Here is a 15506-nt window from a genome sequence, read left to right as displayed (position 1 = left end):
ATGTCCGACGGAACCATCAAGGCTGGTGACGACAGGCAGGACATGCATAAATTGGCTTAAGTCAGTGACTATCCGATTGAAGGAACGTCTTGAGCTCGGCTGTTTCTGGATGAGAAAAGAACTGGTCTGAGGCTGCCTGTTCATGGATTCGACCATTGTGCATAAAAACCACGCTGTTGGCCACGCGGCGGGCAAACGACATTTCATGAGTTGCCAGGATCATGGTCATACCGTTGCGCGCCAGTTTCTCCAGAACGTTCAGCACTTCGGTGGTAAGTTCAGGGTCCAGCGCAGAGGTAACCTCGTCGAATAGCATTACTTTTGGCTTCATAACCAGTGAGCGTGCAATAGCGATACGTTGTTGTTGTCCGCCGGAAAGCTGGTCAGGATAGGCGGTCCATTTGTTGTCGAGTCCTACCAGAGCAATTGCCGCCCGGGCATCCTTCTCAGCCGCCTGTTTTGAGAGCCCGGCGACGCGGCGTGGAGCGAGCATGATGTTTTCCCCCGCAGTAAGATGAGGAAACAAATTATAACTCTGGAACACGATGCCGACGTCATGACGTAACGCACGCAATTTCTTCGGTTCATGAGACATCTGATGGCCCGCAATTTCTATGCTTCCCGAATCGATGGTTTCCAAACCATTTAAACAGCGCAGAAGTGTGCTCTTACCGCCGCCACTCCGGCCCATCAGTGCCACGACTTCGCCGGTTCCGACAGCAAGAGAAACGCCTTTCAAAACTTCCAGCTTGCCAAATCGCTTACATATGTTTTCGACTTTGACGACTTGCACCAAGTTGCTCCTGTTCGGTTCGTTCAGGGCGGTTGGAACGACGTTCCTTCCGCCCTGTTTGTTGTAAGGATTGATTTAGAACGTGGGCAGCTCGGGAAGTGGGGCTTTCATCCACTTTTGATAAATCTGATCCAACTCCCCGCTCTGATAGTGCACGAACAGGACTGTGTTAAGCCAATGTAGCAGTACGGGCTCGTCCTGCCTCAGGCCCACACCGAAAAAGCTTTTCAGGTAAGTGACCTTTTCCTGGTAGTTGCGTTCCGGGTAGCGTGTCTGGAGTTCGGCGAGGATGAAGTTGACGGTGCCGATTGCGTCAACTTGGCCGGCGACAAGAGCGTTGATAGTAGTGCTGTCGTCGTCGAAGCGAATTAACTCCATGCCCTCAATGTCGGCTCCTGAGAGCACCCGCTCATGAGCGGTGCCGCGAGGAACACCGACCCGTTTGCCGGCAAGGTCCTGGAGGCTCGAGATTTCGGTATCCGGCCCAGCGACAATGATCGATCTGTGGCCGCCATATGGATTGGAAAAGGCAATCGCCAGCGCGCGCTCGGGATAAATGCCGAAGCTCGACACTACGAAATCAGCTTTACCGGTCAATAACGTGGGTATGCGGCTTTGGCCCGTTACCGACACCACTTCGAGTTCCACACCCAGATCCTTGGCGAGGAGTTTGGCGATGTCGACATCGAGTCCATCGGGCTGCATTTCGGAATTTGTCGTGCCGAAAGGCGGTACAGCCAGGTCGATGGCAATCAGTACCTTGCCCCGGCTGATAATGTCATCGAGCGAGGAAGCGGAGGAACCGACAGTGCTGATTGCCAGGCTGGCCATGCCAATAATAGCGGAGGCCAAGAGAGCTTTGAACGTCATGATGTGTCCTTTCATCTTTGGGTTTGTTCCCCATCGCGGATGGGGAGTAAGTCGACCTCGGAGCAAGGCCGGTTGAAGAATCGAATTCATGCTAAATCTCCCGAGAGCTTTGGGCCGCTACGGCGTTCCAGCCACCGGCTCAACTGGGTGAGCGGGAAACAAACTATAAAGTAGAGCGCGGCGACGATGAGGAAGACCTTCAGTGGCTCGAAGGTGGCATTGCTCATGAGTTGGCCGGCGCGCGTAACCTCAACGAACCCGATGACCGACGCAAGAGATGTTTGCTTGATGACTTGCACGAGAAACCCGACCGTTGGAGGAAGGGCGATGCGAATTGCTTGCGGGGCAATAACGTCGCGTAACGTCTGCATGGGTGTCAGCGCTAATGACCAGGCGCTTTCCCATTGTGCCGGGACAATGGCGCGGAGGCTGCTTTCCCAGATGGTGCCGAGAAAGGCACTCGAATGGATTGTAAGGGCTACTGCGGCGGCAACAATTGGACTGATTTCAAAGCCGAGCAAGCTTGAACCATAGAAACAAAGAAAGAGCAGCATCAGCAGCGGTAGGCCCTGAACTACCTGTACGTAGAACGAAGTCACGACGCGGATGAGTGGATTGTCGCTCAGTCTAACCAGGGCCAGTAGGACACCGGCGATGCCTCCGCCAATGAATGCGATCGCTGTCAGCAGGAGGGTCCAGCGCAATGCAAAAACCAGGAAATAAACTTCATCAATGCCGAACATACGCATCGGCTAAGCTGTCCCTAACAGCTGTCGGCGTGATCGTGTGAAAACGAGAAGACCGGCTGCACCGAGTACAAAACGGAACACGTAGCTCAGGCCCACATAGATGACTGATATAATCAGGTAGACCTCCATTGTGCGGAACGTCTCGGAACTGGCGACCGCCGCTGCGCCGGCCAGGTCTTCGACGCCGATGGCCGAAACGAGGCTGGTCGAAAGCATCAGCAACACAGACTGGCTCACAACCGGTGCAAAAACGCGTTCCACCGCTGGGGGGATAATCACGTAACGCAGCATTTGGACGTAGCTGAGCCCCAGACTTTCGGCTGCTTCGAATTGGCTGCGATGAGTAGCCTGCAGTCCTGCACGCAGAATCTCGGTGATGTAGGCACTGTTGTTGAGAACAACGGCAATAAAGACCGAGATTACAGGTGAAAGCCGTATTCCCAGGCTCGGGAGGGCGAAGAAGATGACGAAAATCTGCACGAGCATCGGGGTGTTGCGCAGCAATTCGACGTAGATACGTATGATTAAGCGAAGTGCCGGACTGCGGGAAATCGACGCAATAGCAAAGGCGAGGCCTATGAAGAGACCACCGAAAATACCGACAAAGGAGAGTAGCAGGGTCAACAAGAGACCATCTAGCATTACAGGAATGTAGTTGGTCAAAACACCAAATTGAAACTGATAATCCATTGTCAGTTTTTCCTAGAGAGCGGCTTTGTCTGGCTCAGTATCAGGGACGCTGGTGTCAGAGCGATCAGATTTCAGCTGGCGTACACGCAGTGTGGGTCCCGCAAAGTCAACGGTGTCTGGTCGGCAGAGGCCCAGGGCAGCGGCCGTGTGCCACCACAGATTGTCGGCTTGGCGTATAATATAACATTCCGTGCTCAGGCCGAGGTGAACGCCCTCAAGAGAATGCCCCATTGCAATGTGGGCAATCTCTTCGGGTAACCCAACCGAAAGACATACATGAGTGCCGTAGGTGGAATGCCGAAAAGACGGATCACCATATCGGTCAGCGTTATTTTTCCAGCGTTTCTGATTTACAGGATCGAATTCCCAGGTCTTGCCAATATCGTGGCAAAGCGCACCGGCAATGATGATATCACGGTCAACCTGGACTCCAAAAAAATTGTCCTCAAACTCTTCCACGATCTTCAGCGCCATTCGGGTCACACCGCGCAAGTGGGCGTCCTGCTTTCCCTCATGCAGAGTGAAGACGTCAGGACTGCCTTCGCCCGGGATGTCAATCACCCGATCAAATGAAGAGCGTTCGAGGGCGAATACCCAAGCGTCAACAACTTTTTCCCGCAGGCTTTCAGATCGAATAGTGGCTATCTCGGGCAAATCTCCCAGAATGTGTTCACGGGAAATGGTCTTGGTCATGCTCGCTCGCTCGCTCAATCAATGGATTTCTAATGAGCGAACCGTAGACTTATCTATCATATAGTACCAAGTTGAATTCTTCCGTCTTATGATAGAGAAATTCTATACTAAAAAAGGCATGTCGGACATGGCACCGAGTTTTGCATCATTAGAATCTTTTTATTGGGTTGCGCACCTGCAGAGCTTCAGCGGCGCGGCCAATCTCCTGAATATTAGTCAGCCCACCGTCTCATACAGAATCCGGGAACTTGAATCCCAACTCGGTGTTCAGCTCTTCGTTCGTAAGGGACGCACGTTCAGCATCACCAGTGATGGGGCCGCCCTGCGTGGCTACGCTGAGCAGATGATCTCGGTTGCCCGTAATATCGAGTCTAACATTCAGGTGCGCGGATCAGGTCCGCGAAGACTCAGGATCGGTGTGATCGATAGCTTTGCTGCGATCTGCCTGCCATTTTTACTCAACCAGCTTGAAGCCAGATTTCCCAATATGCGCGTTGCTACCACCATCGACAACAGCTATTTGCTGGCCGCGAGACTGGCCGATGGCGAACTCGATGTCGCATTGCTTTCGACTCCCCCAGCCTATGCCAATATTGATCTGCAGCTATTGGGCCAACAAAAGGTTGAATGGATTGCAAACCCTGACCTGGGTTTAAGTTCAGGTCCGATCTCCATTTCGGATTTGATGAAACAGCGCATTTTCTGCACCCCGGCGCCTTCCAACCTGCATTCGCTTACGATGGCCATATTTAGCGGCGTTCATGAAGCTGGGCTTGGTCTCAATGACTGCAATAGTCTGGCGGCAATTCTTGACCTCGTGCGCGCCAAAGTAGGTATATGCCTGGTGCCCACCCGGTTGGCTCAGGTGGATCTCGCGCAAGGGAGACTGTCGATTATCGACACGGGAACGCTACTCCCTCTGCAGGACGTTTTCATCGGCACAAACAAGGGTGTGGTCAATCGGTCACTTCCGCAGGTTCTGCGCTTCATCAAAAAAGTGAGCAAAGACTTGGAATATTGCACAGTTGCCGGTGCCGACGGTGTTCCTCCAGTCCATCCAGAACCAAAAATACGCAGCGGATCAGAATAAAGTTGTGCCGTAAGAAATCTGTCACGCACAGCGCCAAACGCGATTCTTGCGGCGTTGACACGGATTTGTTTTGCCTGATATAAGAAATTTATTCTCAATATTGGGAAAATCATGGCCAAGAACTTCGTCCGAATTTTCAAATTGACGGAATCTCTATCGGATGCCCCGCAACATGGGCTCTCCAGATCGGAGATCGTTCAGCGCTCCGGTCTTCCCACATCCACGGTCTACCGCCTGCTAACCGAGATGGAGCAGGCCGGTTATGTTTACACGACAGCGGAAGGTCGGCTGTTGCCGAACTTTTCATTCGAGCGGCGGATCAGGCTTGGAAATGTGACGCCGGAACAATTGCGTCAGGCCTGTTCGTCGGTCTCCCGGCAATTGCAGAGTGCCTCCGAGATCATCCTGCATCGCGGGCATAATCTGCTGTGGCATATCACCGATGAACAATCGAGCCAGGCGATCAAGCTGCGCGCCCATCCGGGTTATGTGCGTGCCACGTATGAGCTGGATTCCATGTCCAGACTGGTGCTGGCGCATTGTGACATTGCTGAAATCGAGAAAACCTGGGACCTGTCGGCTTTTTACGATGTGGGCGTGCAGGGCAACCGGGTGGCATGGGAGAACGCCCGGCAAAAAATTCTCAACACCGACAAGGACGAGATGCAATTCGACATCCAGGGCAATGCCAAGGGCGTGCGCCGGTATTGTGTCGCCGTGACCGATCCAGATGGTGCATTTGTCTGCCTGTTGACTGCAGCAGAGGCCGCCACGCCACTGAAGGATGAGAAAGCGCATATCAAACGCATTCGGGAGACACTTCTGCGCGCGAAAGCGGCACTGGAGGAGCAGCAGAACAATACGGAAGAGGGCGCTTTTCTGCGGGCAAACGCCCGGACCTGAAACATCAAGATAGATCAATAAACAAGGGAGACGATCATGAAATATTTATCCAAGGCAGTTGCAAGTCTGGCAATATCCGCCGCAATGCTGCTACCCAGCCTTGCCGTTGCGCAGGAACTGGTATTGTCAATCGGTTCGCGCGGATATGGCGCGGCGGTCGAGCCGGCTATCGAAAGTTTCGAGGCTGCAAATCCGGGCGTCAAGGTGGAATGGCTGAAAATTTCGGACGTGCCGGGTGAATCACGCAAGCTCTATGTCACAAGCTTTCTGGCCAAGAGCCCGACGCCGGATGTATTCGCGGTCGATATCATCTGGCCGGGTGAATTTGCCAAGCGAGGCTGGATTGCTCCGCTGTCGGACTATTTCGATGCTGAGGATGCGGCCGCTTACAATGAGGCCTTTATTGAAGCTGCGACAGTCGATGGCGAAGTCTACGGCATCCCGCTGATTGTCGACGGCACGCTGTTTTTCTACCGCAAGGATCTGCTCGACAAATATGATCTTGCCGTACCGGAAACCTGGGAAGAGGTCATTGCGGCCGCCAAAACCGTGCTCGACGGAGAGAATGATCCGCAACTGACCGGATTTGTCTCGATGTGGGCGAAGATTGAAGGCCTGTTCATGAACTGGCTGTCGTTCTTCTATGGCAATGGTGGCAGCTTCTTTGATGACAGCGGCAATGTTGCGGTCGCTTCAAACGAAGCAATTGTTGCCACACAGACAATGGTCGATCTGATCTACAAGCATGAAATTGCCAATGAATCGATCCTCAACATGCGTCCCGATGATGCGCGTACTCTGTTCCAGCAGGGCCGTTCCGTGTTTCTGATGGTCCAGGATTTCGTCTATGCCCCGCTCAGCGCTGAGGACAGCCCGGTCGCCGGCAAGTTCGACTTCAAACGCAATCCGTATTTCGCTGGCCATGAGGGCGCGCCATCAACCGCGATGGGCGGCTTCCTGCTTGCGGTTAATGCCAATACGGAAAACAAGGATCTGGCAGTTGCTCTGGCGAAACATCTGGGGTCTTACGACCGGCAATTGTGGGCTGCAGTCAATGCCTCCAAAAGCCCTGGCCGGCAGGACGTTTATGATGATCCCGCCATGGCGGACAATGAAGTCCTGCGCAAATTCGGCGCAGCATATGCGGCCGGTGTCGTGCGGCCATCGGCGCCAACCGGCAGCCTTTATCCGAAAGTTTCCGATGTGATGCAGCTGGAAATCACCAATGCGCTGCATCGGACGAAAACGGTCGAAGAGGCGTTGAAAGACGCTGAAGCCGCGATCAACAAAATCCTCGACAAGTAAGCGAGCATCCCAGGCCCGGACCACGCTTCCGGGCCTGGCTTTTCTGGTCATACAAGCTTGGCAGAGACCGTCTGCGAAACGGTAGTGACCGAAGCCCTTTGATTCTGGAGACATGATTTTGACCGGTCTAGCGACTCTCGAGCAGCGTCGGCAGCTCGTCGGCTACAGCTTTATTGCTCCGACCCTGCTGATTATAGCGCTCATTCTTGTATATCCGGTGTTGCAATCGGTTGTGCTGAGTTTCGGCGACAACGGTTTTGGCGGCATGGAGCCATACGAGTTTGTCGGGTTGCAGCATTATGCTGCCTTGCTCGACAACGAGCGGTTCTGGAATTCACTGACGGTCACCTTTGTCTTTACCCTGGTCAGCATACCGCTGGAGCTGATGCTTGGCATCGGGCTGGCGGTTCTGTTGAATGAAAGTTTTCACGGCAAAGGGCTGGCGCGCCTGGCGGTTCTGTTCCCCTGGGCTCTGCCAACTGCGCTGAACGCGCTGATGTGGCGCTGGATGTATAATGCGGATTACGGGCTGTTCAATGATGTGGCGCTGAAAAGCGGTATTGTCGATCAGCCGATCAACTGGTTTGGCGACGCCACTGTGGCGATGGGGGCGATGGTCGCCGTCTCGGTCTGGAAGACCAGCTCTTTCATGGCGCTGATTATTCTGGCCGGCCTGCAATCAATCCCCAGAGAACTTTATGAAGCTGGACGCATGGACGGCATGAACCGGTGGCGCGAATTCAGCGAGATCACGCTGCCGCTGCTGAAAGGCTCGATCATGGTGGCGCTGATCATCCGCTCGATGGATGCGCTGCGCACATTTGAACTTCCCTTCAATTTGACCGATGGCGGGCCGGTGATAGCGACTGAAACGCTGTCGCTCTACGCCTACAAGACGATCTTTGAGTTCATCGAGTTCAATGCGGGGGCGGCAATTGTCATTGTACAGTTCCTGGTCATTTTCGCCCTGAGCCTTGTTTACGTCTTCGTCTTGCGAGCAAAGGACTGAGCCATGAAACATAATCCAAGATATGGCCTCTACCTGATCGTTGCGCTGTCGGTGTTTATTTCATTCTTTCCGATTGTCTGGCTGATCCTGACCTCATTCAAGAACACCGCCGGGATTTATTCCTGGCCACCGCAATATTGGCCGGCGCCTTTCACATTCGAGAATTACTGGAAAATTCTCACCGAGACGCCAGAATTGCTGCGCTATGTCCTGAACAGCTTTATTGTTGGTCTGGGCACCACATTGCTGACGCTGGCGGCAGGCGGTCTGGCGGGCTATGCACTGTCGCGGCTGAAGATGCGGTTTTCCACCGGTCTGATGGTTCTGATCCTCTCGGTCTCGATGTTTCCGCCGATTACGCTGTTGCCGTCGCTGTTTCAGGTGTTCGTCAAATACGGACTGCTCAACAGCTATTTCGGACTGATCATCGCCCATACCGGCCTGTTCCTGCCTTATGCGGTGTGGATGCTGGCCAGCTATTTCCTGACCCTGCCGCAAGAGATCGAAGAGGCGGCACAATTGGACGGCATGGGCTTCCTGCGGATTTTCACAACAATCGTCGTGCCGCTTTCCTGGCCCGGTTTTGTGGCGACCGGGCTGATCGTTTTCATCTTCTCCTGGAATGAGTTCCCGTTGTCGCTGGTCCTGATGACCCAGGATGCCATGCGCACGGCACCCGTCGGGATTTCGCTTTATCCTGGAGAATATGCATTTCCCTGGGAAACCATCTCAACGGCAACGGTCATCGCGATCATTCCGATCCTCGTAATCACAGCAATTTTCCAGAAGCAGATTCTTGGTGGTCTGACGGCTGGGGCAGGCAAATAGGACTCGCACATGGTGAATGTCACTCTCAATGGTCTGGGAAAATCATACGGCTCGGCCGTGGCGGTCGAAGAGTTCGATCTGGAAATTCTGGATGGCGAATTTCTCGTGCTGCTGGGACCATCCGGCTGCGGAAAATCCACCACACTGCGCATGATCGCCGGTCTGGAAAGCATCACCACTGGTGATCTGCTGATCGGCGGCAAGCGGATGAATGATGTCAATCCGAAAGACCGCGGTGTGGCAATGGTGTTTCAGAACTACGCGCTGTATCCGCACAAGACGGTGGCGGAAAATATGGGCATGGCGCTGAAGCTGCAAAAGCTTCCGAAAGCCGAAATTGACCAGCGCGTCGGTGACGTGGCCGACATGCTCGGTCTGACCGACTTTCTGCAACGCAAGCCGGGTTCGCTGTCAGGCGGTCAGCGACAACGCGTCGCCATTGGCCGGGCGATTGTCCGCACGCCGGAAGTGTTTTTGTTCGATGAACCGCTGTCCAACCTGGACGCCAAACTGCGTGTCAAAATGCGCATGGAGCTGCAGCAGCTTCATGACCGGCTTGGCGTGACATCAATTTATGTCACCCATGATCAGGTCGAAGCCATGACGCTTGCCGACCGGATTGTCATTCTCGACCATGGCATTGTCGCGCAGGTGGGCACGCCACGGGAAGTCTATGACCACCCGGCCACCGAATTTGTCGCAGGCTTCATCGGTAGCCCGGCGATGAATTTCTTCCTGGCCCGCAAAGAAGAGTCCGGCGGTTGGAAATCAACAGGATCCGATCTGACTTTGCCCGACCTGCCGGGTTTCGCAATCAATGGAGCTGAAACGCTGACCGTCGGCATTCGGCCTGAACACATCGAGATCATTTCGTCCACAGATCCTGCTGACAGCGCCTGGATATTTGATGCCGAGGTCAAGCTGGCGGAACTGCTGGGCGCGGATGCGCTGTTGAGCCTGTCGGTTGAGGGTGAAGAACTGCTTGCTCGGGTCAATGGTTCAGATCACCCCGCACAGGGCGCAAAGGTTCAGATACGCATCAATCCTCAATTGCTGCATGCGTTTGATCCGTCGACCAGACTTGCGCTGCCAAGTGGCTGAAGGGCCACTTCAATTCTCCCAGACAGATCAGCGTGGCAGTGCAGCGAAAACGAAACCAGAGAGAATGTGACATGACAAAACAGCCCAACATCCTTTTCATCATGGCCGACGATCATGCGTCGAAGGCCATCAGTTGTTATGGTTCGGGGATCAACCAGACGCCCAATCTGGATAGAATTGCCGATGAGGGTATGCGGCTCAACCATTGCTATGTCACAAATTCAATCTGCACGCCCAGTCGCGCAGCCATTCTGACCGGGACTTACAATCATGTGAACTGTGTCACCACGCTGGACACTCCGATCAACAATCGCCTGCCGAATGTTGCCAAGCATCTGCGTGCCGGCGGCTATCAGACCGCGATTGTCGGCAAGTGGCATCTTGGCGAGGGCAAGGACCACGAGCCGACGGGATTTGATTTCTGGTCTGTTCTGCCCGGGCAGGGCGAATATTTTGACCCGTATATGATTGAAATGGGCGAAGAGGTTGAAGTTCCGGGCTATGCCACGGATATCATCACCGACAAGAGTCTTAACTGGCTGGATGGCCGGGACCAGGACAAACCTTTCTTCCTGATGTGCCATCACAAAGCGCCGCATCGGGAGTGGGAACCGCATCCCAAAAACCGGGACTTGTATCAGGACGACGTCGAAGTTCCGGTGACGTTCGATGATGACTACAAGAACCGCGCCAAAGCCGCTGCCGAGGCCAAGATGCGGATCAAGGACGATATGAAATATATCGATCTTGGCCTGGTTCAGCCAGAAGGCGGATCGGAAGTTGGAGAGCGTATCTTTCCCAACAGCACCATGCGCAAAATCCCCAATCCGGAGGATGTTTCAAACCTGAGGCTGATCGACAAGGACACAGGCGAAGTGTTCACATTCGAAACCAGGCAACAATTGGCACATTTCAAGTATCAGCGGTATCTGAAGCGTTATCTTAGAACCATTGCCTCAATTGATGAGAGCGTCGGCCGCATACTGGATTATCTGGACGACAATGGTCTGGCGGACAATACCATCATTATCTACACCTCGGACCAGGGCTTCTTTCTGGGAGAACACGGATGGTTCGATAAACGCTTCATGTATGAAGAATCGTTCCAGATGCCGTTTCTGGTCCGGTTTCCCAAGGAGATTGCCGCTGGAACGGTGTGTGACAACATCATCAGCAATGTTGATTTCGCGCCGACTTTCCTCGATTTTGCCGGCCTGACAGTGCCTTCCTACATGCAGGGCACAAGCGTTCGGCCGCTGTTGAAAGGAGAAACACCAGCGGACTGGCAGGAAATTGCCTATCATCGTTACTGGATGCACCGGGACCCGAACCACAACGCCTATTCGCACTACGGTGTGCGGGATCAGCGCTACAAGCTGATCTATTGGTATAATGACGGTTTCGATCTGCCGGGCACAAATCATGGCGGTGAAGACCGTGAATGGGAGTTGTTCGATTGCAAACAAGATCCGATGGAATTGTTCAATGTCTATGACGACGAAACCTATCAGGATATCGTTGCGCAGATGACCAAAGCGCTTGAGACAAAAATGCTGGAGATCGGCGATGACCCGGAACACACCCATGCACCCCGTCTGCCTGAGGCATCTCAAAGCTGAGCGTTGAGCAAATTCTCCGCTCACGCAGTGAGATATGAAAGGAAATGTCATGAGATTTGGATTGATCGGGGCGAGTAATATTGTTTCTGTGGTCATGACCAGTTCAATTTGTCAGGTTATTTATGGCGGATATTGAGCATTTTGGAGCGGGCCGGACCAAAGACACGACTGCGGAAGCTGCAGTGCATTGGTCTGGATCATCTGCACCTGGTTTTCTGCAACGACCGTTTCACCGCTTGTGGCTGCTCGATCAGGCCCGGTCTTTGTTCGAGTTCTTTCTGCCGGCGTCGATAAATCCCGACGGAGGGTTCTTCGGGCTGGATCTGGACGGCACAGCGCTGCCGGCGGCGCGCTCGAATGGCGAGTTGCGCCTGTTGTTTACGACATCGCGCATGGTGCATTGCGCAGCAATCGGTCACCAGCTTGGCATGCCGGGTTGCGAGCGCATTGTCGATCACGGAATGGCGTTCCTGTGGGACCGCCACAGAGACAGCCAGAATGGCGGGTTTTTCAACGGCGTTGACGATGCAGGCGCGCCGGACCCGGCAAAACAGGCTTATGGCCATGCCTTCGTGCTTCTGGCGGCATCTTCAGCCAAGGTCGTCGGGCATCCGGATGCGGACAGACTTCTTGCAGATGTGAGCGATATTCTTGTCAACCGGTTCTGGGATGCGACCGCTGGTGCAACGCGTGAAGAATACACTGCAGATTGGCAGAGTTTCAGCAGCTATCGCGGTCAGAACTCCAACATGCACCTGACCGAGGCGCTGATGGCGGCGTTTGAAGCGACAGGGGACAGCACATATATCGAGATGGCTCAGTCGATTGCCGGGTTGATCATAGACAAGCATGCCCGCGCGCAAAATTGGCGTGTCCCTGAACATTTTGATACCGACTGGAACGTGGATTTTGATTTTACCGGCGATCCGCAGTTCCGGCCAAGCGGGACCACACCGGGCCATGCCATGGAGTGGAGCCGCCTTCTGGTGCAGCTTTGGGAGTTGGGAAACCGGCAGCACGACTGGATGCGCCCGGCAGCGGAAGCTCTGTTTCTGAGCGCATGGGAGCAGGGTTGGGACAAGGATACCGGCGGGTTTTATTATACAATGCAATGGGACAATGTGCCCGCCGAGACCGACCGATACTGGTGGCCCTGTTGCGAGGCGATTGCGGCTGCAAGCGTGTTGGCAAAGGTCAGTGACAATCCGCAGTTTGAAGCCTCCTACCGCCGGGTCTGGGGGTTCGTGGATCATCATTTCATCGACCGCAAGCACGGCGGATGGCATGCCGAACTGGATGGCATGCTTGCTCCGGTGCAACGGGTTTTTCGCGGCAAACCGGACATCTATCATGCCCTTCAGGCCTGTCTCATTCCGCTGTTGCCTGTCAATGGCAGCATTACTGCCCAGCTCGCGGGCGCAGAAGCCGGGAATTTGCTGAAAGGAGAACCGGATGCCCAAATCCTGCGCTAGACGGCTGCTTTGCCGTGCCAACCTGTTCGGATAATTCAATGCGCAACGCAATCTCCGTGTTCCACCAGTTGCAGTTTGAGCTGGAATGACGAAACATAACGGCGATCCGGATGTCCTCATTGTTGGCTCGGGCATGGGCGGTGCCAGCCTTGCCAGTGCGCTGTCAGGTAGCGGGCTGAGAGTCCAGATCCTCGAACGCGGCGATTATATCCCGCGAGACCACCGCAACTGGGATCCACGGGAGGTTTTTCACAACGGGATCTACCGCTCGGGGGAACGCTGGATCGACCGCAACGGCCGGCAGTTTGAACCCAATCAGCATTATTGTGTTGGTGGCAGTACAAAAATGTACGGCGCCTGTCTGATGCGGTTCCGGCCGCAAGACTTTCAGGCCGTCGAGCATTATGAGGGCATCTCGCCTTCCTGGCCGATCGATTATGACACACTAGAGCCGTGGTACTGCAAGGCTGAAGCGATGCTGGGCCTGCGCGGACTGGCTGGCGCTGACCCGAGCGAAGGCACGCGCTCCGCACCATACCCGTACCCTCCGATTACACATGACCCGCTGATCGAGGCGCTCAAAGTGCGATTGGAGCGGTCCGGCCTTCAGCCCTTTCCACTGCCCTCATCGGTGCAATCAGCTCCAGCGGGTGGCTGTATCCGGTGCAAGACATGCGACGGTTTTCCCTGCAGAATCGATGCCAAGGGAGACGCTGAAAACCGCGCTTTGCGGCCCGCGCTGGCCGATCCGGATATCTCACTTGAAACCAATGTCGAGGTGCTGCGCCTGTTGACCACGCCCGACGGGCGGACGATTGACGGTGTCGAAGTGCGCAAGGATGGAGCGAGCGAAATCCGCCGGGCGGGCATTGTCGTTCTCGCGGCTGGTGCCATCAACTCTGCACTTTTGATGCAGAAATCGGCCAATGGCGCACATCCGAACGGACTTGCCAACCGGTCCGGTCAACTGGGCCGCAACTATATGGCACATCACCTCACTGCGATGATGTTCGTCGGGCCGAGACGCAACCCGACGATTTACCAGAAATCGATGTCGATCAATGATTATTACTGGGGCGATGGCGAATTCAAATGGCCGATGGGCAATATTCAGATGCTGGGCAAACTGCAGGCCGGCATGCTGACGGCGGAAGTTCCGCTTGTGCCAAAGTTCGTCATGACGGAAATTGCCTCCAGATCGGTTGATATGCTGGCGATGAGCGAGGACCTTCCGGACCCGGATAATCGGGTGGTGCTGGACAAAGGCCGGGTCAATCTCATCTGGCAGCCCAACAACCTTGTTCCCAACAGGCGTCTTGCCAAATCACTTGCCCGGCATATGCGCCAGGCCGGTTACCCGGTCGCGCTGAAAAAACACGGTGGCATAGAAACCACTTCGCATCAGTGCGGGACTGTCAAAATGGGAGCAGATCCGGCCACATCGGTGCTTGATCCACTGTGCAGGACCTGGGAGATCGATAATCTTTACGTCGTCGATGGCGGGTTTTTTGTGTCGTCCGCAGCCGTCAACCCGGCGCTGACAATAGCGGCGCAGGCGCTGCGTGTCGGTGCTCATATACGCGCTGTATTGGGGTCAGAATAAGGTTGCGATGGAGGCGCCGCGCCTGCTCGGCAACTGCGGAATGATGCCTGTGTGCGCTCCAACCGCCAAGACTCGACCTTGCGTGTTAAGTCCCGTCATTTCCCAACCGGCCAAACCGGCCTTCTGCCCATCTTGAGAACCGCAGAACCGGATAGCAATACAGGAAATAGAAGAAGGCAATCAGCATGTAGATAAACATGATATCGCCGGGCATGCGCATGATTGCGACTTCCCCCTGACGGGTGAGTTCGGCGATGCCTATGACCGAGAGGACAGCCGTGCTCTTGATCACAATCACATAGACGCTGGCCATCGGTGGAATGGTCAATTTCAGAGCCTGGGGAATGATGACATTGCGGTAGGTCTGGGTTTTCGACATGCCGACCGAGCGGGCCGCTTCGCCTTGCCCGTTTGGCACTGCAAATATGGCTGAAGCCACAATTTCAGTGACATAACTGGATGTGTAGAGCGACAGTGACACGATAGCTGCGGTGTAGCTGTCAAATGACAGCCAGGCAACGCCAAGCGAGGGCAACACAAAATAGATGATATAGAGTTGCACCAGATAGGGCGATCCGCGCAGAACATGCAGATAGGCATTGATGAATGCTTCCAGAACGCCAATGTCAAGGGTCTTCCCAATGCCCATGAGAAAGCCGATTATCGATCCAAACAGGATTGAAATGATTGAAATCTGAAAGGTCATCCAAAGACCCTGCAGCAGGAAGGGCCAAAGGCTCTCGACGATGGAGAACTTGTCTGCGATCATTTCCACATCCGC

The 15506-nt window shown here is 54.5% G+C and carries 15 protein-coding genes; 9 read left to right on the top strand and 6 right to left on the bottom strand.

Features of this window, described 5'->3' with window-relative positions:
• Positions 1 to 61: 61 nt before the first annotated feature.
• From RAL88_RS02120 to RAL88_RS02100, 5 genes are all read right to left on the bottom strand, one after another.
• On the bottom strand, positions 62 to 793 hold the full coding sequence (locus RAL88_RS02120; RefSeq protein ID WP_306266953.1) for an amino acid ABC transporter ATP-binding protein: 732 nt from the start codon (positions 791 to 793) through the stop codon (positions 62 to 64).
• Between the two features lie 75 nt (positions 794 to 868).
• Positions 869 to 1663 (bottom strand): transporter substrate-binding domain-containing protein, encoded by a 795-nt coding sequence (locus RAL88_RS02115; RefSeq protein ID WP_306266951.1) that lies wholly within the window; start codon positions 1661 to 1663, stop codon positions 869 to 871.
• An 86-nt stretch (positions 1664 to 1749) separates the two neighbouring features.
• Positions 1750 to 2412, bottom strand: a complete 663-nt coding sequence (locus tag RAL88_RS02110; RefSeq protein WP_306266949.1) for an amino acid ABC transporter permease — start codon at positions 2410 to 2412, stop codon at positions 1750 to 1752.
• A gap of 3 nt (positions 2413 to 2415) precedes the next feature.
• Positions 2416 to 3102 carry an amino acid ABC transporter permease gene (locus tag RAL88_RS02105; RefSeq protein WP_306266947.1) on the bottom strand — a complete coding sequence of 229 codons (687 nt, stop codon included), beginning with the start codon at positions 3100 to 3102 and terminating at the stop codon, positions 2416 to 2418.
• A gap of 12 nt (positions 3103 to 3114) precedes the next feature.
• Positions 3115 to 3795, bottom strand: coding sequence for an HD domain-containing protein (locus tag RAL88_RS02100; protein ID WP_306266945.1), 681 nt, complete (start codon positions 3793 to 3795; stop codon positions 3115 to 3117).
• An 88-nt stretch (positions 3796 to 3883) separates the two neighbouring features.
• On the opposite strand from RAL88_RS02100, the gene RAL88_RS02095 reads away from it, so the two are divergent.
• From RAL88_RS02095 to RAL88_RS02055, 9 genes are all read left to right on the top strand, one after another.
• Positions 3884 to 4885 (top strand): LysR family transcriptional regulator, encoded by a 1002-nt coding sequence (locus RAL88_RS02095; RefSeq protein ID WP_306266944.1) that lies wholly within the window; start codon positions 3884 to 3886, stop codon positions 4883 to 4885.
• 111 nt (positions 4886 to 4996) lie between these two features.
• A complete protein-coding gene (locus tag RAL88_RS02090; RefSeq protein ID WP_306266943.1) occupies positions 4997 to 5788 on the top strand; it encodes a helix-turn-helix domain-containing protein in 792 nt (263 codons plus the stop codon).
• 36 nt (positions 5789 to 5824) lie between these two features.
• Complete coding sequence (locus RAL88_RS02085; RefSeq protein ID WP_306266941.1) at positions 5825 to 7093, top strand: ABC transporter substrate-binding protein; 1269 nt, start codon at positions 5825 to 5827, stop codon at positions 7091 to 7093.
• A gap of 118 nt (positions 7094 to 7211) precedes the next feature.
• On the top strand, positions 7212 to 8102 hold the full coding sequence (locus tag RAL88_RS02080) for a carbohydrate ABC transporter permease (RefSeq protein ID WP_306266940.1): 891 nt from the start codon (positions 7212 to 7214) through the stop codon (positions 8100 to 8102).
• A 3-nt stretch (positions 8103 to 8105) separates the two neighbouring features.
• On the top strand, positions 8106 to 8930 hold the full coding sequence (locus RAL88_RS02075) for a carbohydrate ABC transporter permease (RefSeq protein WP_306266938.1): 825 nt from the start codon (positions 8106 to 8108) through the stop codon (positions 8928 to 8930).
• Between the two features lie 9 nt (positions 8931 to 8939).
• Positions 8940 to 10031, top strand: coding sequence for an ABC transporter ATP-binding protein (locus tag RAL88_RS02070; RefSeq protein ID WP_306266937.1), 1092 nt, complete (start codon positions 8940 to 8942; stop codon positions 10029 to 10031).
• Between the two features lie 71 nt (positions 10032 to 10102).
• On the top strand, positions 10103 to 11650 hold the full coding sequence (locus RAL88_RS02065; RefSeq protein WP_306266936.1) for a sulfatase: 1548 nt from the start codon (positions 10103 to 10105) through the stop codon (positions 11648 to 11650).
• Positions 11651 to 11772: 122 nt separating this feature from the next.
• Positions 11773 to 13122: an AGE family epimerase/isomerase gene (locus RAL88_RS02060; RefSeq protein ID WP_306266934.1), complete on the top strand. Its 1350-nt coding sequence runs from the start codon at positions 11773 to 11775 to the stop codon at positions 13120 to 13122.
• An 85-nt stretch (positions 13123 to 13207) separates the two neighbouring features.
• The gene (locus RAL88_RS02055; RefSeq protein WP_306266933.1) at positions 13208 to 14725 is read left to right on the top strand and encodes a GMC oxidoreductase; all 1518 of its coding nucleotides are present in this window, start codon (positions 13208 to 13210) and stop codon (positions 14723 to 14725) included.
• A gap of 85 nt (positions 14726 to 14810) precedes the next feature.
• Here RAL88_RS02055 and RAL88_RS02050 read toward each other — a convergent pair whose 3' ends face one another.
• Positions 14811 to 15494, bottom strand: coding sequence for an amino acid ABC transporter permease (locus RAL88_RS02050; protein WP_306269560.1), 684 nt, complete (start codon positions 15492 to 15494; stop codon positions 14811 to 14813).
• Positions 15495 to 15506: the final 12 nt, after the last annotated feature.

Origin of the sequence: Pararhizobium sp. IMCC3301 (assembly GCF_030758315.1) — a bacterium.
In the GTDB taxonomy this organism is placed as follows: Bacteria; Pseudomonadota; Alphaproteobacteria; order Rhizobiales.
Note: the sequence above shows the minus strand (reverse complement) of the source record. Positions and strands in the feature narration are given on the sequence as shown.